The organism is Trinickia symbiotica (assembly GCF_002934455.1).
In the GTDB taxonomy this organism is placed as follows: Bacteria; Pseudomonadota; Gammaproteobacteria; order Burkholderiales; family Burkholderiaceae; genus Trinickia; species Trinickia symbiotica.
Genome location: NZ_PTIR01000003.1, coordinates 101,712 through 124,665, shown reverse-complemented (window position 1 = coordinate 124,665; position 22,954 = coordinate 101,712). Strand labels below are relative to the sequence as shown.

The following is a 22,954-nucleotide window of genomic DNA, read 5'->3' as shown; positions in this document are numbered from 1 at the left end:
ACTGACGGAGATCCTGCATGAGCCATTTCCTGGACCGCCTGCGCTATTTCACGACATCGAGACCGCAGTTCTCGGACGGTCACGGTGCTGTAACCGACGAGGACCGGAGATGGGAGGACGGCTATCGCAAGCGCTGGCAGCATGACAAGGTCGTCCGTTCAACGCATGGCGTGAACTGCACAGGCTCATGCTCGTGGAAGGTCTATGTGAAGGGCGGCATCGTTACCTGGGAGACGCAGCAGACCGATTATCCACGCACGCGTCCGGATATGCCGAACCACGAGCCGCGTGGCTGCTCGCGGGGCGCATCTTATTCCTGGTATCTGTACAGCGCTAATCGCCTCAAGTATCCGCTCGTGCGCAGCGCGCTCGTGCGGCAGTGGCGCGAGCGCCGCCGGACGCTCGCGCCCGTCGACGCCTGGCGCTCGATCGTGGAAGACGCCGATGCGCGCCGCGAATACCAGAGCCGGCGCGGCCTGGGCGGCTTCGTGCGTTCGACCTGGGACGAGGTGAACGAGATCGTCGCGGCGGCCAACGTATACACGGCCGCGCACTATGGCCCGGACCGCGTCGTGGGGTTTTCGCCCATTCCTGCGATGTCGATGGTGTCGTATGCGGCCGGCTCGCGCTATCTATCGCTGATCGGTGGCGTGTGCCTCAGCTTCTACGATTGGTATTGCGATCTGCCACCGGCGTCTCCGCAGACGTGGGGCGAACAGACGGACGTGCCCGAATCGGCCGACTGGTACAACTCGACGTTCATCATCATGTGGGGCTCCAATGTCCCGCAGACGCGCACGCCGGACGCGCACTTCCTCGTCGAGGCGCGATATCGCGGCACGAAGGTCGTTTCGGTGTTCCCCGATTATGCCGAAGGCGCAAAGTTCGGCGATCTGTGGCTGCATCCGAAACAGGGAACGGACGCGGCGCTCGCGCTCGCAATGGGCCATGTGATCCTGAAGGAATTTCATTTGGCCGCCGGAAAGAGCGACTATTTCGTCGATTATTGCAAGCGCTACACGGACATGCCGTGCATTGTGCGGCTCGTGCCGCACGGCGACGGCTACGTTCCTGACCGCCTCGTGCGCGCATCCGATTTCGACGACGCGCTCGGCGAAACGGCGCATCCCGAGTGGAAGACGGTGATGATCGACGATGCGACGGGCGATTATGTCATCCCGCTCGGCTCGGTCGGCTTTCGTTGGGGACAGCAAAACGACGCGGAGAAGGGCAAGTGGAATCTCCGGTCGAGGACGTCAGGCGGTGCGGCGCTCGCGCCTCGGCTCTCCTGCAAAGACACTCACGACGCGGTGGCCGACGTGCTGTTTCCATACTTCGGCAATCAGCCGCACGCACACTTCAATCACACGTCGCATCGATCAGAGCTGTCGCGTAAGGTGGGGATTCGTCGTGTCGCCACACGTGACGGCGAAATGCTCGTCGCGACCGTGTACGACCTCTTCGTCGCCAACTACGGGCTCGACCAGGGCCTCGGCGGTCGCGACGTTGCGGCGAGCTACGATGACGATCAACCCTACACGCCAGCGTGGCAGGAAGCGATCACCGGCGTGAAGCGCGCCGACGTTATCGCGGTGGCGCGGCAGTTCGCGGAGAACGCGGAGAAGACACGCGGCAAATCGATGGTGATCATCGGCGCGGGCATCAACCACTGGTTCCATATGGACATGGCCTACCGCGCGATCATCAACATGCTGATCATGTGCGGTTGCGTGGGTAAGCCGGGCGGCGGCTGGTCACACTATGTGGGCCAGGAGAAGCTGCGTCCGCAAACGGGTTGGACCGCGCTCGCGTTCGCGCTGGACTGGAACCGACCGCCGCGGCAGATGAACGCGACGTCGTTCTTCTATGCGCACACCGACCAGTGGCGCTACGACCCGATGGATCCTGGCTCCCTGCTGTCGTCGCTTGCCGACAAGACGCGCTACGACGGCCGGCCTATCGACTACAACATCCGCGCTGAGCGCATGGGGTGGCTGCCGTCCGCGCCACAACTGGATGGGAATCCCCTGCGCATCGGTGCACGCCTGACTGATCCGACACAAGCGGCGGCCGAGGTCGCGACCCGGCTCGTGTCCGGCGAGCTGAAGATGGCTTGCGAGGACCCTGATGCGCCGGACAACTTTCCGCGCAACCTCTTCGTCTGGCGCTCGAACCTGCTCGGCTCGTCCGGCAAGGGCCATGAATACTTCCTCAAACACCTGCTCGGCACGACGCATGGGGTGCAGGGCGATGACCTCGGCAAGACAGGCGCGCCGCGCCCCCAAGAGGTGATTTGGCGCGATGACGCGCCGCGCGGCAAGCTCGACCTGCTCGTCACGCTGGACTTCCGCATGTCAACGACCTGCATGTACTCGGACATCGTGCTGCCGACGGCGACATGGTACGAGAAAGACGACATGAACACGTCCGACATGCATCCGTTCGTTCACCCGCTATCGGCCGCGGTCGATCCGGCCTGGCAGTCGAAAAGCGACTGGGAGATCTTCAAGGGGATCGCTAAACGCTTTTCCGAATTGAGCGATGGGCATCTCGGCGTCGAGCGCGACGTCGTGCTGGCGCCGATCGCGCATGACACGCCGGGCGAGCTCGCGCAGCCATTCGATGTACGGGATTGGAAGCGCGGGGAGTGCGAAGCGGTTCCGGGCCGAACGATGCCGTCAGTGACGCTTGTCGAGCGAGACTACCCGAACACGTACCGTCGTTTCACATCGCTGGGTCCGTTGATGGATCGCCTTGGCAATGGCGGCAAGGGAATCGGCTGGGACACGAAGGAAGAAGTCGAGCTTCTCGCCGAGCTCAACTATCGGGTGGCGGAGGAGGGGGCAACGCAAGGCCGTCCGCGCATCGATACGGCGCTCGACGCCGCCGAGGTGATTCTGTCGCTTGCGCCCGAAACCAACGGCGAAGTTGCGGTGAAGGCGTGGCGCGCGCTGTCGGAAATCACCGGCATCGACCACACCCATCTAGCCGAGGCGCGCGCCGACGAGAAGATCCGCTTTCGCGACCTCCAGTCGCAGCCTCGCAAGATCATCTCATCGCCGACCTGGAGTGGGATCGAGTCCGAGCGGGTCTCGTACAACGCGGGCTATGTCAATGTCCACGAGCTGGTGCCGTGGCGCACGCTGAGCGGACGCCAGCAACTCTATCAGGATCATCCGTGGATGCGCGCGTTCGGCGAGTCGCTTTGCGTCTATAAACCGCCCGTCGACACCGGCAGCTACGCTCAGATGCTCGGCACGCGGTCCAACGGCAATCCGGAGAGGGTCCTGAACTTCCTCACACCGCATCAAAAGTGGGGGATTCACAGCACGTACACCGACAACCTGCTGATGCTGACGCTATCGCGTGGCGGACCGATCGTCTGGATTTCCGAAGACGATGCGAAGGCGATCGGCGCCGTCGATAACGACTGGATCGAATGCTACAACTCGAACGGCGCGCTGTGCGCGCGGGCTGTCGTCAGTCAGCGGGTGCCATCCGGCATGGCGATGATGTATCACGCCCAGGAAAAGATCGTGAACACGCCCGGCTCGGAAATCACCGGCACGCGTGGCGGCATCCACAACTCGGTGACGCGCGTCGCGCTCAAGCCGACGCATATGATCGGCGGCTATGCGCAACTCTCGTACGGCTTCAACTACTACGGAACGGTCGGTTCGAATCGGGATGAGTTCCTGATCGTCCGCAAGATGAACCGGGTCGATTGGCTCGATGGGGAAGCCGATGAAGGAGAGAAGTCATGAAAGTGCGCGCGCAGATCGCGATGGTCCTGAATCTCGACAAGTGCATTGGCTGCCATACATGCTCCGTGACTTGCAAAAACGTCTGGACGAGCCGCGAAGGTATGGAGTACGCGTGGTTCAACAACGTGGAGACGAAGCCGGGCATTGGCTATCCGAAGGAGTGGGAGAACCAGGATCGCTGGCGCGGTGGCTGGACGCTCCGCGCCAACGGCACGATCGAGCCGCGCATCGGCAATAAATGGCGAGTGCTCGCGAAGATCTTCGCGAATCCTCATTTGCCGGAGATCGACGACTACTATGAACCGTTCACGTTCGATTACGCACATCTGCAGGAGGCAGGCGACGCGCGCGCGATGCCCGTGGCGCGGCCGCGTTCGCTCGTGAGTGGCGAGCGGCTCGAGAAGATCGAATGGGGGCCGAACTGGGAGGAGATCCTCGGAGGCGAGTTTGAAAAGCGCGCCAAGGACTACAACTTCGACGCAGTGCAGAAGGAGATCTACGGGCAGTTCGAGAACACCTTCATGATGTATCTGCCGCGGCTGTGCGAGCACTGCCTGAATCCGGCGTGCGTCGCCGCGTGTCCGTCCGGCTCGATCTACAAGCGCGAGGAAGACGGCATCGTGCTGATCGACCAGGACAAATGCCGCGGTTGGCGGATGTGCGTGTCGGGCTGTCCATACAAGAAGATCTACTACAACTGGCAGAGCGGCAAGGCCGAGAAGTGCATCTTCTGCTATCCGCGCATCGAGGCTGGCCAGCCGACGGTCTGTTCGGAAACCTGCGTAGGGCGGATTCGCTACTTGGGCGTGCTGCTGTACGACGCCGACCGAATTGCCGATGCGGCCAGTGTCGAGCAGGAAGCCGATCTCTACGATGCTCAGCTCTCGCTGTTCCTGGATCCGAACGACCCTGAAGTGCTCGCTCAGGCGCAATGCGATGGTGTGCCGGCCGCTTGGCTCGACGCGGCGCGGCGCTCTCCCGCGTACAAGATGGCGATCGACTGGCGGATCGCATTTCCGCTGCATCCGGAATACAGGACGCTGCCGATGGTCTGGTACGTGCCGCCACTGTCGCCGATCAACGCGGCGGCGACGAGCGGCACGCTCGGAATGAACGGTTATCTGCCCGATGTCGAATCGTTGCGGATCCCACTGCGCTACTTGGCGAACTTGCTGACTGCGGGCGATGAGGCACCGGTGAAACTGGCGCTCGAGCGGCTGCTCGCTATGCGTGCCTTCATGCGCGCTCGACATGTCGACGGCCTCGACGTGCCCGGCGTACTGGATCAGGTCGGGCTGTCGCGCGGACAGGTCGAGGAGATGTACCGCTATCTGGCGATCGCGAACTACGAAGACCGGTTCGTGATTCCGACGACTCATCGCGAGTACGCAGAGGACGCGTTCGAGCTGCGCTCGTCGTGCGGTTTCTCGTTCGGTAATGGCTGCTCGGACGGGCGCTCCGAGGCGAGCCTGTTCAGCCCGAGCAAAGGCGCGAAGACGATTCCGATCCGGCAGGAGTCCTGAGATGAGTGCGGCACCCGACCCAACCTATGCGGCATTTTCCGCGCTGCTCGATTACCCGGAAGATGCGCTGCTCGATGCGCTGGATTCGATCGAACTTCAGATGCGCGACCTGGCGCGTCCGCCGCGGTCTGAGCAGGCCGGGCTCGAGCGCTTCTTCGAGTATGTGCGCGAACGGGACCTGCTGACGCTTCAGGAGAATTACGTCGCACTGTTCGATCGGGGCCGGTCGACGTCGCTGCACCTGTTCGAGCACATTCATGGCGAGTCGCGCGACCGCGGCCAGGCGATGGTGGACCTGCTGCAGATGTATGAGCAGCACGGCCTCTTTCTGCGGCCCGGCGAGTTGCCTGATTACCTGCCGGTGTTCCTGGAGTACTTGTCCCGGCTGCCTGCGCCCGACGCGCGTGCGTTGCTCGGCGAGACAGGTGACATTCTTCGCGCGATCGCGGAGCAGCTCGCCAGGCGTGGCAGTCATTACAGCTTCGTCGTCGGCGCGCTATTGCCGCTGATGGGTGCCGACGCTATCGACGCGCCGACATTTCCGGACGACGACGCTGAGGCCGAGCGACCCAGCGCGGCCGACTATCGCGCGCTCGACGCCGCCTATGGAGATGAACCGGTGCGCTTTGTGGGCGCGATGACGCCCGCCGAAGAAACGATACGGTTCTACGACAAACGGCCGGGCCGGCAGACGTAGTCACCGTCAGCCCATAGAGGGAAAGTCATGAACGACTACTTGCATCAGTTTCTCTTCGGCATCTATCCGTACGTTAGTCTCGCCGTCCTGATCATTGGCAGCCTGGTCCGCTTCGATCGAGAGCAGTACACATGGAAAAGCGATTCGTCGCAGCTGTTGCGGCGTCGTGCGCTCCGGGTCGGCAGCAATCTGTTCCATTGGGGCGTGCTCATCGTCGTGCTCGGACATTTCGCGGGGTTTCTCGCGCCGCACTGGCTCGTGTCGCCGTTTCTTTCGGCGTCGGGGCACCAGCTTATCGCGATGGTCGCGGGTGGCGCGGCGGGCGCCGTTGCGATCGTCGGCCTGACGATTCTGATCGTGCGGCGGCTTGGCGATCCACGCATCAGGCGCAACAGCCGGAATTCCGACATCGCGATTGTGCTGATGCTGTGGGCCCAGCTCGCGCTCGGGCTCGGAACGGTCGTCCTGTCGATGCGCCACATGGACGGCGCCCTGTTCGAGCAACTGACCGACTACGTGAAGGGCATCGTCACGTTCCGACCGGATGTCGCGAGCTTGCTCGCGGGCATGCCGCTGACGTACCGGCTGCACATCCTGCTCGGCTTCACGATTTTTCTCGTGTCGCCTTTTACGCGGATGGTGCATATCTGGAGCGGCATCGCGTCGCTTGCCTACGTCATTCGCCCGTACCAGATAGTGCGTAAGCGTTGAGAGGATGACGATGATCGACAAGCTTAGAACCCAATCGGGGCTGGCCGCGGGATGCATGTGCATCAACGGTGTCGAATTCGACGCCGAGACGATCGCGGCTGAAAGCGCTTATCACGCTCAAGCGCCCGATCCTCTCGAAGCGGCCCGACGGGCACTGGCCGTGCGCGAGCTACTGAGGCAGCGCGCCGTCGCACTGGGACTCATCGGCGAAGATGCGCCCATCGGCGACGAAACGATCGATGCGCTGCTCGCACGAGAATTGACGCATCTGCCGGACGCAGACCGGGAAGCGTGCGAGCGCTACCACGAGCGGCATGCGGCGCGATTTCGCCGAAACGAGATCGTCTATGCGAGCCACATCCTGTTCGCCCTGACGAATGGCGTGCCGCTTGCCCCGTTGAGGCAACGCGCCGAAGCCGCCCTCGCAGGTGTGCTTGCCGCGCCGGCGACATTCGAGGCCGTGGCGCGCGAGATGTCGAATTGCCCATCCGCCGGCATGGGAGGCAGTCTGGGGCAACTGATGCGCGGCGACGCCGTGCCCGAGTTCGAGTCGGCCCTCTTCGACACGCGGGACGTCGGCGTGCTGCGCCGTCTCGTCAACACGCGATTCGGATTCCATATCGTCCGCGTGGATCGCCGGGTGGAAGGCGACACGATTCCGTTCGCCGAACTTGCCGGCGCAATTGCCGCCTTCCTGTCGGAGCAAGTACGCCGCAACGCGATGCGGCAGTACCTGTCGGTCCTCGCGGGCGGCGCGCGCCTTGACGGCGTCGAGTTGCGCGGCACGAACAGTCCACTGGTGCAATGATCGGGAGAACGGGTATGGATTTTCAGGGCGATGCGGTGGTGGGCGTAAATGGACATGCTGTGACGACGCGCGCATGGAGTGTGCTTTTCGCGAGCACGCTTGCCTTCATGATGTGCTTCATAGTCTGGATGATGTTCGGTGTTCTCGGCGTGCAGCTTCGCGAGGACCTGCATCTGAACGGCACGGAATTCGGTCTGTTGACATCGACCCCTGTGCTTACGGGCGCTTTGATGCGGCTCCCGCTTGGCGCCTGGACGGATCGCTTCGGCGGCCGAATCGTAATGACGACGCTGCTGTTGGTCTGCGCAGTGCCTGTGTTCGCGGTGAGCTATGCAACGCAGCTCTGGCAATTCCTGCTGATCGGTCTCTTCCTCGGCTGCGTCGGTGCGTCGTTCGCGGTCGGCACGCCCTACGTCGCACGCTTCTTTCCGCCAGAGCGTCGAGGCTTTGCAATGGGCGTGTTCGGCGCGGGCACCGTCGGCGCGGCGATCAACCTCTTCGTTACGCCGTCGCTGCAGGCGGCGTACGGCTGGCGCTTCGTGCCGAAAGCGTATGCTGTCGCGCTCGTCGCTACGGCCGTGATCTTTTGGCTGGCCTCGGCGCCCGATCCGGGCGCCGGCAAGGCCAAGGGATCGTGGCTCGATTCGTTCCGCGTGATTCGCGATCCGCGGGTGTGGCGCCTGTGCCAGTATTACTCAATCACGTTCGGCGGGTTCACGGCGCTGTCCCTGTGGATCCCTCAGTACCTGAAAAGCGAATACGGCATGACGCTTGTCGCCGCATCGGCGTTTGCTGCCGGATTCGCATTGCCCGGCTCGGTGCTGCGCGCGCTCGGCGGTGCGCTGGCCGATCGGTTCGGTGCGCATGCGGTGACATGGTGGGGGCTCTGGATCGCTTGGATGTGCCTGTTCGTGCTCTCCTATCCGGCCACCGACCTCGTCATCCATACAATCGACGGCTCGACCACACTGCGCATTGCCATGCCGGTCGGTGGATTCGTCGCGATATCATTTATTTTGGGCATCGTGTTCGCGTTCGGCATGGCATCGACGTTCAAGTACGTCGCGGACGACTTTCCGGACAACATGGGGATCGTGACCGGCGTCGTGGGACTTGCTGGGGGCCTTGGCGGATTCCTGTTGCCGATTTTCTTCGGCGCGTTGCTGGATGTGTTTCGCGTACGGTCGACTTGCTTCATGTTCCTTTACGGAATTGTCTGGGTCTCGCTGACTCTGATCTATCTGTCAGAAGTGCGGCGCATGCGGGTCATCGGGTAGTTCCGCGAAGTTCTTGGCGTCGACTGGACTGATGGCTTCGGTTCCCGCGCGAAAGAGAAAGAAGGCGCGTGCGATCTGGGATACGCAGGGAGACATCGCATCAGGGGAGGATGTGGACAATCATCTCGAACAGCCGCTCGAGGTCGTCTTCGAGCTCGCTTCCTTCGAACGGGTCGCGGTTCGTGCCGAAGCCGGTGTCGATTTTTTCCCACTCCGCGTTCGTCAGTAGCCGGCGCGCGGCTGGTAGAACGACCTCTTCCTCGAGACGCATATGCTCGAAGTAAAATTCGGCGAACGCTTGAACGCGATCGCGCACTTCGGCGAACGCTGGCTCGCCTTTGAGCTCGTAGCGCGTCAACGCGTCCTCGAGCGCGCGCACGAGCCTTTCGTCTTCGGCATGTTGAGACCTGAGCTTCCGGATGACGGCATCCAGCTCGGGCGAGCGTCCGGATAGAGGCGGAAAAAGGTGGACGTCCTCCTTCGGATGATGGACTTGCTCGGGGTACTCGCGAATGTAGTAGAGCATCGCGCGTAGCACCATGATGCCTGGGACCTGTTCTCCACCCTCGACTCGCTCGACGAAGCGCAGCATCCCGCCGATGACCGCCGAGAGTTGCCCGTGCTCGTTGAGAATGACCTGAATGGCATTGCGGGGCATGATCGCGTGCATGGATGGCTCCGAGAATTGAAAGCGGTGAATCTGCTCCATGGCATCCTCGTTCGAGATGCTTCAACTTCACAGTATTGGAAGCAAAAGTGTGTCGCTTTGACACAGGTCAAGCGGCTCCAGGTCGGCCACCGCCAATCGGCCACGCGGATGGAACGATGCCCGTGCCGCCGATGAGGGAATCGACCTCGAACATGATCGGCGTCAATGCGAAGCGCGGCGCATTGCACGATGCTGACATTGAGGCGGCGCGGTTGCCAATTGGGTGGCCAAGCGTCCCTACCCTTGGAGGCGAGGAACATCATGGCTTATCGAAGAATCATGCTTGCCGTGGACGGCAGCGCGTCATCGAAGCGGGCCACGCTGGAAGCGACACGCATCGCCGCGCTTACGCAAGCGTCGGTGCTCGCGGTCCATGTCGTCGACCTGAAGTCGCTTCTTGCATCCGGCGAGGCGTATGCGCAGGCCTTGAAGGGCAACAGAGCGGGTCACATAATCCTTGCGGAAGCGCGCGACGTCCTTCGATCGGCCGGAATCGCAAGCGAGGAAGAACTCGTCGAGACGAATGGGACAGGCGATGACATAGCGAGTTGCCTGGAGCGCTGCGCATCGCGTTGCGCGGCTGATCTAGTGGTCATGGGCACGCACGGCCGACGTGGCGTCAAACGATTGATGCACGGCAGCGTGGCAGCGCGATTTCTGACCTTTTCGACTCGTCCTGTCCTGGTCGTGCGGGCTGAAAACGACGAAGAAAGCACATAACGCCACGCCGGAAGGCGAAGCGACTCGCAGCCGCAATTGAGGGCGATCAGCCGTCGACCGTTGGCTGCGAGGTCATAATTGCCGCGAATGACAAGCGCCGTTCGTCATCCGCCGTTCTCGTCAGCGAACACGCTCGATTCGGCCCGAGTCGAGGTGTCGTCGACACATTGCACGTGCCACGAACCCGTCTTGGCGGCCGATCCGTTACGCTCGTACCAAAGAGCGCATCCTGTTTCACCCTCGAATGGTCCACCGTGCCGGCGCAACTGAAGACCTTGCAGCACGCACCGTGGCCAGCCATCGTGTGCTCCGGAAAGCACGGCGCTTTCGGCGTTCAGCCGCAGGTTTCCCCATCCAGGCAGTGGCAATCCCATGTGGGATTCTCGCGACCACCTGAGTGAGTCGTCATCTAGCCAGAGAATGGCATAGCTCGTCGGGTCGATACGATCGAACATCCCGAGATGGATGGTAATTCGCATGATGTTGCCCTCCTGCTCGCAAGAGCGGCGATCCCGCCGATTCCATGCGCGTAATGACTCGAGATCCGGTCGGTCGGCGAATGCGCGCTTTGGAAGCAACTATCGCCTTTTCGCTCCGCCCGATCGGCATTGGCATGCCGCACAATTCAGTTTAGGGGTGGCCATCTCGATCCGATTGACCGGCGTCAATCAACTATGGGAGCGCGTCGTGTCCGCCGAAAGCGGGCTGGGGCGTCATCGGACGCACCTAGGGTCCTTCGTCATACTTATGCCAGCCTCCCTGAAACCTGGCGGTCAGGGCGGCGAGCTGGGATGCCGGCCTGATGGCCGGGGTTTCGGCGACCCCTTGCGAGGGGTATAAATCCCTTCCGAAAGGGTGGAGGAAAGCCGGCCTGACAGTCGGTTCCGCGCGGTCGCCCGTCGCCTTCCTATGTTGACCGGGTTCTGTACGAGTCAGCACACCGCTGCGTTCAGCGCGGTTATAAAATCGCGTGACAGCGTCAATTTTGCTGAACTGAAGGTTGCCGACTGTGCGTTACGACAGTCAAGCCGAATATGAATCGCCGGAGACTGAATTGGATCCCCGCAAGCCGCTGGCCGGTCTGCCCCAGCAACTCTTCCAACAGGTCGTGGAGGCGGCCCCTAACGCCATGGTGATGGCGGACCAAGACGGCCGTATTCTCTTCGGTAACGCACAGATGGAGAAGCTTTTCGGCTATTCACGCGAGGAGCTGCTCGCGATCAGCGTCGATCGCCTGGTGCCGGAGCGCTTTCGTGCCGCCCACGCTGGATACCGTCGTGCGTTTTACGCCGATCTGAAAAGTCGCCCCATGGGCATCGGCCGCGATCTCTTCGCCCTGCGCAAAGACGGCTCGGAATTCCCGGTCGAAATCGGACTGAATCCGGTCACGACAGACGAGGGAGTATTCATCCTCGCCGCAATCGCCGATATTACCGAGCGCAGGCGGCTGGAGGAGCGTTTCCGTCAAGTGGTGGAAGCGGCACCCAACGCAATGGTGATGGTGGATCGCGAGGGGCGGATCGTGCTCGTCAATTCGCAGACGGAGAAGCTGTTCGCCTATGCCCGCGAGGAACTCTTCGGGAAGCCTATCGAAATACTGGTACCAGAGCGTTTGCGTGGCGGACACCACAGCTATCGCGAAGCGTATTTCGACGAGTTGCAGCCTCGGCCGATGGGCTCGGGCCGCGATCTTTACGGACGTCGCAAGGATGGTTCGGAATTTCCGGTTGAAATCGGGCTGAATCCCGTGCGGACCTCGGAGGAGGTGTTCGTCCTCGCTGCCATCGCGGACATCACGCAGCGCAAGCGCGCGGAGCACGAACTGCTGAAAAGGACGGAGGAACTGGCCCGCTCCAATCACGATCTCGAACAGTTTGCGTACGTGGCCTCGCATGATCTCCAGGAACCGCTGCGCGCCGTCGCGGGGCCTTTGCAACTTCTGCAACGCCGATATCAAGGGCAACTGGATGCACGTGCCGACGAATTCATTGCGCACGCGGTGGACGGCGCGACGCGTATGCAGAAGCTGATCGACGATCTGCTCGCTTATTCGCGCGTAGGCCGAACCGGTACCGCGCACCAGTTGACCGACTGCGGGGAGGCCCTGGATCAGGCGCTCAAGAGCTTGAGCGTCGTTCTTCAGGAGTCGGGCGCCGTAGTCAATCGCGGGGAGCTTCCCACCGCAATGGCCATTCCCACACAGCTCACGCTGCTCTTTCAGAATCTGGTGGGAAATGCGCTCAAGTTTCGATACGAGGACCGCCCAGTGCAAATCGACATCGGCGCGCAGCGTCAAGGCGACGATTGGGTGATCTCGGTAAGGGACAACGGGATCGGAATCGATCCTCAATACTTCGAGCGCATATTTCTCATTTTCCAGCGCCTGCATTCGCGGGCCCAATATCCGGGCACGGGATTAGGACTTGCGTTGTGCAAGCGAATTGTCGAGCAGCATGGTGGCCGCATTTGGGTCGAGTCAGCGCCTGGCAGCGGTACCACGTTCTTTTTTACGCTGAGTGCCAAGGCGGGCCGGAACGTTTGAGCTCGACACAACTCACGGGAGAAACCCATGCCTTCTGAAGTCACGGACAGTCTGATCCCTATCCTCCTGGTCGAGGACAGTCCCACGGACGTCATGATGACACGTGAGGCTCTCGAGGATTATAAGGTGCGCAATCCGTTGCACGTCGTTGAAGATGGTGTGGCAGCGATGGAATACCTGCGGCGAGAAGGCAAGCATCGCGATGCGCCACGGCCGGGCCTCGTCATGCTCGATCTCAATCTGCCGAGGAAGAGCGGGCGGGAAGTGCTCGAGGAACTGAAGGCGGATCCCGATCTCAGGAGCATTCCCGTGGTCGTGCTTAGCACGTCCAAATCCGAGGAGGATGTGGCGAAATCATATGGTCTGCACGCCAACTGCTACATCACGAAGCCCGTTGACTTCAGCAGTTTCGTCGAGGTCGTGCGCAGTATCAACGACTTCTGGTTTGGCGTCGTGACGTTGCCTCGCGTGTAATCATGGACACCGTGCAGCAGCTTCGGACCCTGCTGGTCGAGGACAATCCGACCGATGCGCTGGTGATCGGCGAGGTGCTCGCGGACGTGCTGGATTTTCAGCACCGGCTCGTTCACGCTCAATCGTTGTCGGAGGCGCTTGCGCAAGCCCGCTCGATGCCATTCGACGTCGTGCTCCTCGACTTGGGCTTACCCGATGCGCAGGGCCTCCACACATTCAAAGCGTTTCATCTTCAGGCACCGGAGTTGCCGGTGCTCGTGCTCACCGGTCTCGATGACTCATCGGTGGGCCTGCAAGCGATCCACCATGGCGCGCAAGACTATCTGCAGAAGCGGGATATTCGCCCTTCCGAGTTGAGCCGCGCGATTCGCTATGCGATCGAGCGTCATCGTGAGGCCGTGGCGCTCAAGGAGTCCCGCGCGGAACTGCAGCGCCTTTCCGCGAACATTCAGCACGTACGCGAAGAAGAAAAGGCACGCGTCGCTCGCGAGCTGCATGACGACCTCGGCCAACAACTGGCCGCGCTCAAGATCGAGGTCGGCAAGATCGAAAACCGTGCCGAAGGCGCGCGGACCGCAATAAGCGGAGCCGACCTTGGCAATATCAACGACTTGATCGATCGGCTCGTCGTATCCGTGAGGCGAATCGCAGCCGATTTGCGTCCTGCCATTCTCGACGAGCTCGGTCTGCTTCCCGCGATCGAATGGTTCACAGACCAGTTCTCGGCACGGCATCGCGTGCGCGTCATCCGACGTATCTCAGCCGACGATATCGAGTTCAACCGCAGGAGCGCGACTGCAATATTCCGGATTGTTCAGGAATCGATGATGAACGTCGTGCGGCATGCGGGTGCGACCGAGATGACACTCGAAATCGAGTGCAAGGGAGCGAACTGTGTCGTGACCATCACGGACAACGGTCATGGCTGTCCGAGCGATGAGCGCCCGTCGCCCAATTCGTTCGGCCTGCTGGGCATGCGTGAACGCGCGGCAGGGCTCAACGGCGAGCTATCGATCAGGACCTCGCCTGGCCAGGGCTTTGCGTTGTCCGTTTCATTGCCCCTCGCGGCGATAGTAGACCCGGAGTGAAGTCCAAGGGCGCCCGGCCAGCGGCGCCGATTCGTTTGTACGGTAACCGTACGGATCGATCCGAAGGGTCGACGTTCATTTCCCCTGGTCAAGCCGTGACCGTTTGCGCATGCTCGACGCTGTCAATCCCGGTTGATGCGCGTCAATGTGTCCGTCGTCGTCGGATGTAGCCTCGACTCGTGAGTGCCTCGTCGTTTCTTCGAGGCAGTCGCTGACGAACGCAAGCGGAGGCCTGCATGAATTGGTTGGCTGAATATTTCGCGCAGCGCGCGAGTCCCATCATGTTGTCGCTTTGGGCCCAACCGCCGTTCGCGATCGGGCCGGACGGTCCTCTGCCGCAACGGACTTATGCGTCGCCGTACCCGGGCATCGAACTTGTCTTCACCCCCGGCGTCGTCGTTGAACGTGCGGGCCGTCCCCATTCTTTGCCGGCGCACTACGACACGGTTGCCGCGCTCGAGACCCCGGTGATCGGCGGGCGTGACGTCGACGTGCGTGAAGAGAGTTTCTTCAAACGAATTTCGATCTACGCCCCGTCGACCTTCAATCCGGAATTCCTCGTGAAGATCAACGACGACTTTTCTTTCGTTCCCACATTTGCCGTGGACGGTAGCCCCGCATTTTTCGGGGTCGCGATGGCGTCATCGTCATCGGCGCGCGATCCGTCCATCGTGGGGTTGCCGTGGTTCTTTCAAGGCTATCTCAGCATCTGAAAGATGGTTCCATTCGAGAGGAGCGAGAAATGGCTGAGCGTGCATCGATTCTCTGGTTCAAAGACGTAAGGCGAGCGGATGTGGCGCGCGTCGGTGGCAAGAATGCTTCACTCGGCGAGTTGACGGGCGCGATGGCCGATGCCGGTATCGCCGTGCCATCGGGTTTCGCCACGACGGCCGACGCCTATTGGTCGTTCATCGACGCGAACGATCTGCGGCAGAAGATCTCATCGACGCTCGATGACCTCTCCAAGGGCAAGCTGATGCTCGCGGAGGCGGGTGCCGCGATTCGTGGAATGATATTGCACGGCGAATGGCCGACCGCCATCGCCGACGCAATCTGTCACGCCTATCGACAACTGAGCGAGCGCGCTGGCGAGGCTGCCGTCGATGTGGCGGTGCGCTCGAGTGCCACGGCCGAAGATTTGCCCGACGCGAGCTTTGCCGGACAGCAGGAGACGTTTCTGAACGTGCGCGGCGAGCACGCGCTGCTCGCAGCCTGCCGGCGCTGCTACGCCTCGCTCTTTACCAATCGCGCCATCAGCTATCGCGACGCCAAGGGATTCGATCAATCGAAGGTGGCGCTCTCGATCGGCATTCAGCGGATGGTCAGATCCGATCTCGGCGGCGCGGGCGTCATGTTTTCGATCGACACCGAGACCGGCTGCGACAGAGTGGTCGTCATCAATGCGGCGTGGGGACTGGGAGAGAACGTCGTGCAAGGCGCTGTCGATCCGGACGAGTATGAAGTGTTCAAACCGCTGCTGGGGCAGGCCGCGTTTCGGCCGATCATCGAAAAGAAACTCGGCGAAAAGAAATTCAAAGTGATCTACGCGCGCGATCCGCAACGTCCGACGAGGAACGTGCCAACCTCTAAAGCTGAACGTGCGACGTTCGTGCTGGCCGATCACGAGATTCTCACACTTGCGCGCTGGGCATGCGCGATCGAGCGCCACTATGGTCAGCCGATGGATATCGAATGGGCAAAGGACGGTGCGACGAACGAACTCTTCATCGTTCAGGCGCGCCCCGAAACCGTTCAATCGCGGCGGCGCGACGCGGGTGCGATCAAGACTTATCAACTGGAGCGGGCAGGACGGAAGCTGCTCACCGGCGTCGCCGTCGGCGATGCGATCGCCACGGGTACCGTTTGCGTCATCGACAGTCCCCAAAGAGCTGAGCATTTTGTCGACGGAGCCATTTTGGTCACGCACACGACCGATCCCGACTGGGTGCCACTGATGCGTCGAGCCGCGGCGATCGTCACCGATCATGGCGGAAGGACTTCGCATGCGGCGATCGTGAGCCGGGAGTTGGGCCTTCCCGCCATCGTCGGCACGGGCAACGCGACTCACATGCTCCACGATGAGCAAGAGGTCACCGTTTGCTGCGCGCAAGGCAGCGACGGGTTTGTCTATGAAGGTCACGCCGAGTTCCACGTCGAAGAAATCGACTTCGCGAGCCTGCCCTCGACTCGTACCCAAGTCATGCTTAACCTGGCCAATCCCGCGGCGGCGCTTCGTTGGTGGAGGCTGCCGGCGGATGGCGTGGGATTGGCACGCATGGAGTTCGTCATCGGGAATCACATCAAGATTCATCCGATGGCTCTCGCTTGCTACGATACGCTTGCTGATAACGAGGCAAAACACACGATTGCGGCCCTCACAGCGGGCTATGAAGACAAGACCGAGTATTTCGTCGAGCGGCTCGCTCGTGGGCTTGCGCGCATTGCGGCCGCCCAGTACCCGCATCCCGTCATCGTCCGAATGAGTGACTTCAAAACGAATGAGTACACGAATCTGATCGGCGGCAAGACGTTCGAGCCGAGTGAAGAAAACCCGATGCTCGGTTTTCGCGGCGCTGCCCGTTACTATTCGCCGCGCTATCGTGCGGGGTTCGAGCTCGAATGCCGCGCGATCGCGCGGTTGCGCAGGGAGCTCGGATTCACGAATGTCGTGGTCATGATTCCGTTTTGCCGTTCGACGACAGAGGCCGACCGTGTTCTGGCGGTGATGGCCGAAAGCGGCTTGAAGCGGAGCGAGGACGGTCTCGAGGTTTACGTGATGTGCGAGATTCCGTCGAACGTGATTTTGGCCGAGGACTTCGCGCGTCGCTTCGACGGTTTCTCGATCGGCAGCAACGATCTGACGCAATTGACGCTCGGCGTCGACCGAGATTCGGCGGACCTCGCGGTGCTCTTCGATGAAGAGGACGCCGCGGTCAAGTGGATGATCGCACACGTGATCGAGAGTGCGCATCGGTCGGGCGCGAAAGTCGGTCTTTGCGGCCAGGCTCCGAGCGACCGTCCGGCGTTCGCGCAGTTTCTCGTGGAGTGCGGCATCGATTCGGTGTCGGTCACCCCGGACAGCTTTGTTGCCGTGAAGCGCCGGATCGCGGAGGCGGAAGCTTCACGGGCGGCACGATGAGCGGTCATTGATAGTGGAACGAAAAGCCGAACTTGCCAACACGCTTATCGCTACCGCGGTCATCGCGCTCATCGTATTTCAGGCCTTGATGCTGCGCGCGCCAACCGTTGCGATCGGATATAGCGATTTCTAGCGACTCGTGGCCGCGCACGCCGTCGACGCGACATCTATGCCGCTCTGCCCAACGGCGTCTACCGCTACGCAGATTCATGAAGGGTGGGAATTGAAACGATCTCCTGTAACCAGTTGATCGACATCAACGCCCAAAGCACTGCCGGGGAGGAGACTAACTGCGTATGCGAGAAACCGTCGCGATCTTTTCGCGGGCGATGTCTCGAGCACGGGGCATCGCCTTCCGCCGGTGCCTGACAACGTCAGCAACGAAGCTCGGATGAGCGCACCGAGAGGAGGCCATTCATGGCCGAGATCGTCACTATCACACCTAACCCCAGCATCGACCTTTCGTTTTCAGTCGAGCGTCTCGTCGACACGGTGAAGCTTCGGTGCGGTGAGCCCCGAAAGGATGCAGGCGGAGGCGGGATCAACGTTGCGCGCGTCTTGCGACGCTTTGGAAGCGAGTGCCTGGCGATTCATCTTGCAGGTGGGCGCACCGGCTTGGCCCTGGATGCGCTGCTCGACGAGGAGCGCGTGCCCTACGAGTGCATTTTTATCGGCAACGAGACAAGAGAGAACGTCACGGTGCTCGAGATGTCGAGTCGCCGCGAGTTTCGCTTCATCATGCCGGGCCCGACCGTGACGGAGGTGGAATGGCGACGCTGCCTCCGTTACCTCGACGTGATCGATCCGCAGCCACGGTACCTCGTCGCAAGCGGTAGCCTGGCTCAGGGCATGCCGTGCGACTTCTATGCACGAATTGCGCGGTGGGCGCAAAACAATTGTGTCCGAATGGTCCTGGATGCGTCGGGCGATGCGCTCGCGGCGGCGCTCGAGGCCGGGGTGTTTCTGGTCAAGCCGAGCCTCGATGAGCTGCGCGAGCTTACCGGTGCGCCGCTCGCGGACGCCTCGGAGTGGCGCGATGCGGCGCGGCATCTGGTGGGGTGCGGCCGCGCGCGCAACGTGGCGCTCACGCTCGGTGGACGTGGCGCGATCCTCGCCACGGAAGATCGCGTTGTCAGCCTGCCCGCCATACCCGTGAACGTCGTCAGCGCCGTTGGCGCGGGCGACAGCTTCCTTGCCGCGATGGTCTGGGCGCTCGACCACGACGCGAACACGGAAGAGGCGTTGCGCTACGCGATAGCTGCCGGTTGCGCCGCGGTGATGAGGTCCGGAACGGCGCTTTGCAATCCCGCTGATGTCATCCACATGTATCGGGAGTCGTATGGTGTGATGCCGTGCGAGGTCGGTTTATGAACAAGTGGAGGCTCGCATTGCTTCGTCCCAGGTGATGTCATGCCGGCGCCGATACCAGTCGGCGACTCAGCAGCCAAATTAGATTGACGGCGTCAACGCTCACGAGTTGGCAGCCGCTGACGTTTGCCTCGGAGTCTTCGGTCAAGCGTCGTCCTCTGGCGCAGGATTGAGCAGAAAGACGAAGGCGGCGACTCCCACCACGATCGCGCCAATGCCGTAGCGAAACGCTTCATCCGCATCGAACGCAAGACCGCGAATGGCCATGCCAAGACCGGCCAGCACCGCGAATACCGAAATTGTCGCGAGAGCGATGCGAACCCTGCTTCGTACCATGGCCCTTTCCTCGTCGTTATGCGCACGGACTCGCGCCGCGACTCCATAGGCGAAACATCGTCGGCCGCGACTCCGGTTTCGTCGTAGGGCCGTCTTCGCCCAATGCGTCGCGCGGCGCAACCTTCATCATCCGCGCACGCGGCCTGCGATCGTTGACCTGGGTCAAGCTTGCGCAGGAAGCCAAAATGGCCGCGGCGCGGCAATACACTCTCGCCTTTGATGCCGATCAAGCCGCGGCCAGTGGTGGCGGTCGATGATGAATCACGATGAGCGTCGGACGGCCGGGGCGCTCGCGCGTTCCCGATCGGCCAAACAAGCGAGTACGTTCATGGCAGATTCGCCGAAGCGCGGCGATGGAATCGACACGCGGCCGGGTGGAGGGAGTGCGGCAAGGCCAGAATCTGCGGGCAGGGCGCGCGTCTCGCGCCGATTGCCGCGGGCGGTGTTGCTCGCCGGCATCGCGGCACTGCTCGTTTGCGCACTCGCCTTCGCATGGTGGTTCGGCATAGGGCGCCCCGAACCCGTCCGCTATGTCACCGCGCCAGTCACGCGCGGTTCGATTGCGCGCGTCGTCACCGCGACGGGTACCGTCAACCCGGTGCTGACGATCATCGTCGGCAGCTATGTCTCGGGCGTCGTCCAGAGTCAGTACTGCGATTTCAACACGCGCGTGCGCAAGGGCCAGCTTTGCGCCAAGATCGATCCCCGACCCTATCAGACGGTCGTCAATCAAGCTCGCGCGGAGCTTGCCAACGCGCGCGCGCAGATCGTCAAGGATCGCGCGCAGCTCACCTACGCCAAGCGCACCTATGAGCGTGACGCCGAGCTGCTCGGCCACGGCATCGTGTCGCAAGATGCCGCGGACAATGCGCGCAGCGCATATGATCAGGCGCGCGCGCAGGTGCTTGTCGACGACGCCGCCATCGAACAGCGCTCGGCCGCCCTCGACGCCGCGCAAGTCAATCTCGATTACACCAATATCGTCTCGCCGGTGGACGGCACTGTCGTCTCGCGCAACATCACGATCGGACAGACGGTAGCGGCGAGCTTTCAGACGCCGACACTCTTCCTCATCGCGACCGATCTCACACGGATGCAGGTCGATACGAACGTCAGCGAGAGCGATATCGGCGATCTGCGGGAGGGCAACGCGGCTAAGTTCACCGTTGAAGCTTTTCCGAAGCGGCAGTTCACCGGGAGCGTCGTGCAGGTCAGGCAGGCGCCGCAGACAGTGCAGAACGTCGTCACGTACGATGTCGTAGTGGGGGTGGTGAACGACGATCTGAGCCTGAAGCCTGGCATGACCGCGACGACCCGTATCGTCATCGATCAACGAGATGGCGTGCTGCGTGTGCCCGATCAGGCGCTGCGATTCACGTCGCTGCGAGCCGCGGCAACGGCGACGGGACAGGCATCGGCGCCGAGCACGGCGAAGCCGACGTCTTCTGCGCGCGTCTGGGTGCTGCGCCGCGGTCGGCCTACCGCCATTTTGATCACGACCGGTCTCGACGATGATGTTTATTCCGAAGTAACGGGCGGCCCGCTCACGGAAGGCGACGCGGTGATCGTCGGCGAGAACCAAGCCGTTGCAGGCGCCGGCGCGAGCGCCGCGACCGCGCCTCGGCTGCATATGTGAGCGCGGGGCCGAGAATGCGCGACATCGTGGTCGAATTGCAAGCGGTGACGAAGATCTACTCGGCAGGGGGCGCGGATCTGCGCGCGCTCGATTCGGTGAGCCTCGTTATCGAGCGCGGCGAATTCGTTGCGATCATGGGTTCGTCCGGCTCGGGAAAATCCACACTGATGAACGTGCTCGGCTGTCTGGACCGCCCCAGCGCCGGACGTTATCTGCTCAACGGCGCCGATACCGCGGAGCTCGCCGAGCACGAGCTCGCACGCATCCGCGGCAGCCATATCGGCTTCGTATTTCAGAGCTTCAACCTGCTTGCGCGCACGAGTGCGCTCGAGAACGTCGCGCTCCCTCTCTTCTATGCGGCAACCGGGCCGGCTACGCGGGCTGAACGCAACGCGCGCGCACGTCAGGTGCTCGAATTCGTCGGGCTCACGCAACGTGAACGCAATACCTCGAGTCAGCTATCGGGTGGGCAACAACAGCGTGTCGCGATCGCCCGGGCGCTCATAGGCAACCCCAGCATCCTGTTGGCCGACGAGCCGACGGGCAACCTCGATACACGCACGTCTCACGAAATCATGGACATGTTGCGTGCGCTCAATCGCGACCACGGCATGACGATCGTCGTCGTGACGCACGAGGCTGACATTGCAGGCTATACCGACCGCGTCGTCACGATGCGCGATGGGCGGATCATCTCGGACGAGCGTCGCGCGCTGGCTACGGGACAAGGACAGGCAAAGCCCGAGATGTCGGCGCCAATAGGAACGCCACTGCCAGGCGAACCCTCGCTCCCTGTACCGGCACCCCGGGTGTCCGTTAGCCTGCTCGGCACGCTGCGCGCGAGCCCCATTACGGGTTTTACGTCCATGACGGTCTTTACGGCCGCACTCGCGCTATGGCGCAACAAGATGCGTTCAGCGCTTACCATGCTCGGCGTATTCATCGGCGTTGCCGCGCTGATCGCCATGGTCGCGGTGGGGCGCGGCGCGAACGCGGCGGTGCGTAAGCAGATCGAAAGCCTCGGCACGAATCTCGTCGTCATCGTTCCCGGCGCAACGACGGCGACAGGCGTGCGCGCGGGCACTGGCAGCGCTTCGACGCTGACTGTCGACGATGCGCTCGCCATACGGCGCGAGGACCCGGCAGTGAGCGCGGTCAGCTATTTGATTCGCCAACTCGGCCAAGTCGAGTATGGCGGGCAGAACTGGTCGACGAGCATCCAGGGCATCTCGCCGGGGTACCTCGATACGACGGGCTGGCATATTGCATCGGGACGTACCCTCGACGAAAGCGACATACGCGACGCATCGATGGTCGTGCTGATCGGGCAGACCGTCTATCGGCAGCTATTCGGTCCGGGCGAGAATCCCATCGGGGCGCGAATTCTCGTAAAGGGTGCGCCACTGCGCGTGGTGGGCTTGCTCTCGGCGAAGGGGCAGACCGCCTTCGGCCAGGACCAGGACGACGTAGTCATCATCCCTTTCAGTGCCGCTGAGCGCAAAGTGCTTGGCGTTGCTGTGCCGAGCCAGGCGCAAACAGCGCTCAACCCGTACTTCCCGCCCGTCGCGAATCCTTACGGCACCGTGCCGCGACTGACCGGCTACGTCAATCAAATCTACGTTCAGGCAGCCAGCCCGCTGCTCGTGCAGGCGGCGATTGCGCAGGTCAATGACACACTACGGCGCCGACATCGAATCCGGCCAGGGGACAACGACGACTTCGCGGTGCGTAACCTGAGTCAGATCGCCGAAACAGCCGAAGGAAGCAGCCGCATCATGGCGTTATTGCTCGCGACGATCGCATCGATCTCGCTGCTCGTCGGCGGCATAGGAATCATGAACATCCTGCTCGTTTCGGTCACCGAGCGCACCCGAGAAATCGGCTTGCGCATGGCGATCGGCGCTCGGCGCCTTCACGTACTGCTGCAGTTTCTCGTCGAGGCGGTGTTTTTGAGCGTTACCGGCGGGCTTGGCGGCATTGTGTTCGGTGTGGCCGTCTCCGAACTGATTACGATGGTCGCGCACTGGCCGACGCTGCTTTCATCGGCGGCCATTGCAGGCGGCTTTGCATTTTCCGCGGCTGTGGGCATATTTTTTGGCTATTACCCGGCCCGTAAAGCATCGCGTCTCAACCCGATCGAAGCGCTGCGCTACGAGTAATCC

18 protein-coding genes are annotated in these 22,954 nt (G+C 62.2%); 15 read left to right on the top strand and 3 right to left on the bottom strand.

The window, feature by feature from the left end:
• Nucleotides 1–17 precede the first annotated feature (17 nt).
• Genes B0G57_RS06720 through B0G57_RS06695 form a run of 6 tightly spaced genes read left to right on the top strand, consistent with a single transcriptional unit; the run spans nucleotide 18 to nucleotide 8,780 of the window.
• Nucleotides 18–3,764 (top strand): nitrate reductase subunit alpha, encoded by a 3,747-nt coding sequence (locus B0G57_RS06720; protein WP_102606902.1) that lies wholly within the window; start codon nucleotides 18–20, stop codon nucleotides 3,762–3,764.
• Nucleotides 3,761–5,287 carry a nitrate reductase subunit beta gene (gene narH / locus B0G57_RS06715; RefSeq protein WP_102606901.1) on the top strand — a complete coding sequence of 509 codons (1,527 nt, stop codon included), beginning with the start codon at nucleotides 3,761–3,763 and terminating at the stop codon, nucleotides 5,285–5,287. The genes B0G57_RS06720 and narH overlap by 4 nt, the downstream gene beginning before the upstream one ends.
• A 1-nt stretch (nucleotide 5,288) precedes the next feature.
• Nucleotides 5,289–5,984, top strand: a complete 696-nt coding sequence (gene narJ / locus B0G57_RS06710) for a nitrate reductase molybdenum cofactor assembly chaperone (protein ID WP_102606900.1) — start codon at nucleotides 5,289–5,291, stop codon at nucleotides 5,982–5,984.
• 27 nt (nucleotides 5,985–6,011) lie between these two features.
• On the top strand, nucleotides 6,012–6,695 hold the full coding sequence (gene narI, locus B0G57_RS06705; RefSeq protein WP_102606899.1) for a respiratory nitrate reductase subunit gamma: 684 nt from the start codon (nucleotides 6,012–6,014) through the stop codon (nucleotides 6,693–6,695).
• Between the two features lie 55 nt (nucleotides 6,696–6,750).
• A complete protein-coding gene (locus B0G57_RS06700) occupies nucleotides 6,751–7,503 on the top strand; it encodes a peptidylprolyl isomerase (protein WP_102607094.1) in 753 nt (250 codons plus the stop codon).
• 14 nt (nucleotides 7,504–7,517) lie between these two features.
• On the top strand, nucleotides 7,518–8,780 hold the full coding sequence (locus tag B0G57_RS06695) for an MFS transporter (protein WP_102606898.1): 1,263 nt from the start codon (nucleotides 7,518–7,520) through the stop codon (nucleotides 8,778–8,780).
• Between the two features lie 100 nt (nucleotides 8,781–8,880).
• Here the strand turns inward: B0G57_RS06695 and B0G57_RS06690 are convergent, their stop codons facing one another.
• Nucleotides 8,881–9,489: a hemerythrin domain-containing protein gene (locus B0G57_RS06690; RefSeq protein WP_223258629.1), complete on the bottom strand. Its 609-nt coding sequence runs from the start codon at nucleotides 9,487–9,489 to the stop codon at nucleotides 8,881–8,883.
• Between the two features lie 261 nt (nucleotides 9,490–9,750).
• On the opposite strand from B0G57_RS06690, the gene B0G57_RS06685 reads away from it, so the two are divergent.
• Nucleotides 9,751–10,209 (top strand): universal stress protein, encoded by a 459-nt coding sequence (locus tag B0G57_RS06685; RefSeq protein WP_102606897.1) that lies wholly within the window; start codon nucleotides 9,751–9,753, stop codon nucleotides 10,207–10,209.
• Nucleotides 10,210–10,313: 104 nt separating this feature from the next.
• Here the strand turns inward: B0G57_RS06685 and B0G57_RS06680 are convergent, their stop codons facing one another.
• The gene (locus B0G57_RS06680) at nucleotides 10,314–10,688 is read right to left on the bottom strand and encodes a DUF3564 family protein (protein WP_102607092.1); all 375 of its coding nucleotides are present in this window, start codon (nucleotides 10,686–10,688) and stop codon (nucleotides 10,314–10,316) included.
• A gap of 530 nt (nucleotides 10,689–11,218) precedes the next feature.
• Here B0G57_RS06680 and B0G57_RS06675 point away from each other — a divergent pair.
• The 6 genes from B0G57_RS06675 to B0G57_RS06650 all read left to right on the top strand — a co-directional run bounded on the left by B0G57_RS06675 (nucleotide 11,219) and on the right by B0G57_RS06650 (nucleotide 18,823).
• Nucleotides 11,219–12,751 carry a sensor histidine kinase gene (locus tag B0G57_RS06675; protein WP_223258628.1) on the top strand — a complete coding sequence of 511 codons (1,533 nt, stop codon included), beginning with the start codon at nucleotides 11,219–11,221 and terminating at the stop codon, nucleotides 12,749–12,751.
• A gap of 27 nt (nucleotides 12,752–12,778) precedes the next feature.
• A complete protein-coding gene (locus tag B0G57_RS06670) occupies nucleotides 12,779–13,225 on the top strand; it encodes a response regulator (RefSeq protein ID WP_102606896.1) in 447 nt (148 codons plus the stop codon).
• Nucleotides 13,225–14,313, top strand: coding sequence for a hybrid sensor histidine kinase/response regulator (locus B0G57_RS06665; protein WP_399277000.1), 1,089 nt, complete (start codon nucleotides 13,225–13,227; stop codon nucleotides 14,311–14,313). The genes B0G57_RS06670 and B0G57_RS06665 overlap by 1 nt, the downstream gene beginning before the upstream one ends.
• Before the next feature lie 236 nt (nucleotides 14,314–14,549).
• A complete protein-coding gene (locus B0G57_RS06660; RefSeq protein ID WP_102606894.1) occupies nucleotides 14,550–15,026 on the top strand; it encodes a hypothetical protein in 477 nt (158 codons plus the stop codon).
• 29 nt (nucleotides 15,027–15,055) lie between these two features.
• Nucleotides 15,056–17,452, top strand: coding sequence for a phosphoenolpyruvate synthase (gene ppsA, locus B0G57_RS06655; protein ID WP_102606893.1), 2,397 nt, complete (start codon nucleotides 15,056–15,058; stop codon nucleotides 17,450–17,452).
• Nucleotides 17,453–17,869: 417 nt separating this feature from the next.
• On the top strand, nucleotides 17,870–18,823 hold the full coding sequence (locus tag B0G57_RS06650; protein WP_102606892.1) for a 1-phosphofructokinase family hexose kinase: 954 nt from the start codon (nucleotides 17,870–17,872) through the stop codon (nucleotides 18,821–18,823).
• Nucleotides 18,824–18,964: 141 nt separating this feature from the next.
• On the opposite strand, the gene B0G57_RS06645 is transcribed toward B0G57_RS06650, so the two are convergent.
• Nucleotides 18,965–19,156 carry a DUF2964 family protein gene (locus B0G57_RS06645; RefSeq protein WP_102606891.1) on the bottom strand — a complete coding sequence of 64 codons (192 nt, stop codon included), beginning with the start codon at nucleotides 19,154–19,156 and terminating at the stop codon, nucleotides 18,965–18,967.
• Nucleotides 19,157–19,484: 328 nt separating this feature from the next.
• Between B0G57_RS06645 and B0G57_RS06640 the strand changes: the two genes are divergently transcribed.
• Both B0G57_RS06640 and B0G57_RS06635 read left to right on the top strand, forming a co-directional pair.
• The gene (locus B0G57_RS06640) at nucleotides 19,485–20,792 is read left to right on the top strand and encodes an efflux RND transporter periplasmic adaptor subunit (protein WP_102607090.1); all 1,308 of its coding nucleotides are present in this window, start codon (nucleotides 19,485–19,487) and stop codon (nucleotides 20,790–20,792) included.
• 14 nt (nucleotides 20,793–20,806) lie between these two features.
• Nucleotides 20,807–22,951 (top strand): ABC transporter permease, encoded by a 2,145-nt coding sequence (locus tag B0G57_RS06635; RefSeq protein ID WP_102606890.1) that lies wholly within the window; start codon nucleotides 20,807–20,809, stop codon nucleotides 22,949–22,951.
• Nucleotides 22,952–22,954 lie beyond the last annotated feature (3 nt).

Coding starts and splice junctions, on each gene's coding strand:
- B0G57_RS06660 (WP_102606894.1), top strand. CDS start 14,550: ATGAATTGGTTGGCTGAATATTTCGCGCAGCGCGCGAGTCCCATCATG.
- B0G57_RS06695 (WP_102606898.1), top strand. CDS start 7,518: ATGGATTTTCAGGGCGATGCGGTGGTGGGCGTAAATGGACATGCTGTG.
- B0G57_RS06680 (WP_102607092.1), bottom strand. CDS start 10,688: ATGCGAATTACCATCCATCTCGGGATGTTCGATCGTATCGACCCGACG.
- B0G57_RS06685 (WP_102606897.1), top strand. CDS start 9,751: ATGGCTTATCGAAGAATCATGCTTGCCGTGGACGGCAGCGCGTCATCG.
- B0G57_RS06640 (WP_102607090.1), top strand. CDS start 19,485: ATGGCAGATTCGCCGAAGCGCGGCGATGGAATCGACACGCGGCCGGGT.
- B0G57_RS06690 (WP_223258629.1), bottom strand. CDS start 9,489: ATGGAGCAGATTCACCGCTTTCAATTCTCGGAGCCATCCATGCACGCG.
- B0G57_RS06720 (WP_102606902.1), top strand. CDS start 18: ATGAGCCATTTCCTGGACCGCCTGCGCTATTTCACGACATCGAGACCG.
- narI (WP_102606899.1), top strand. CDS start 6,012: ATGAACGACTACTTGCATCAGTTTCTCTTCGGCATCTATCCGTACGTT.
- B0G57_RS06650 (WP_102606892.1), top strand. CDS start 17,870: ATGGCCGAGATCGTCACTATCACACCTAACCCCAGCATCGACCTTTCG.
- B0G57_RS06645 (WP_102606891.1), bottom strand. CDS start 19,156: ATGGTACGAAGCAGGGTTCGCATCGCTCTCGCGACAATTTCGGTATTC.
- ppsA (WP_102606893.1), top strand. CDS start 15,056: ATGGCTGAGCGTGCATCGATTCTCTGGTTCAAAGACGTAAGGCGAGCG.
- narH (WP_102606901.1), top strand. CDS start 3,761: ATGAAAGTGCGCGCGCAGATCGCGATGGTCCTGAATCTCGACAAGTGC.
- B0G57_RS06700 (WP_102607094.1), top strand. CDS start 6,751: ATGTGCATCAACGGTGTCGAATTCGACGCCGAGACGATCGCGGCTGAA.
- narJ (WP_102606900.1), top strand. CDS start 5,289: ATGAGTGCGGCACCCGACCCAACCTATGCGGCATTTTCCGCGCTGCTC.
- B0G57_RS06635 (WP_102606890.1), top strand. CDS start 20,807: ATGCGCGACATCGTGGTCGAATTGCAAGCGGTGACGAAGATCTACTCG.
- B0G57_RS06670 (WP_102606896.1), top strand. CDS start 12,779: ATGCCTTCTGAAGTCACGGACAGTCTGATCCCTATCCTCCTGGTCGAG.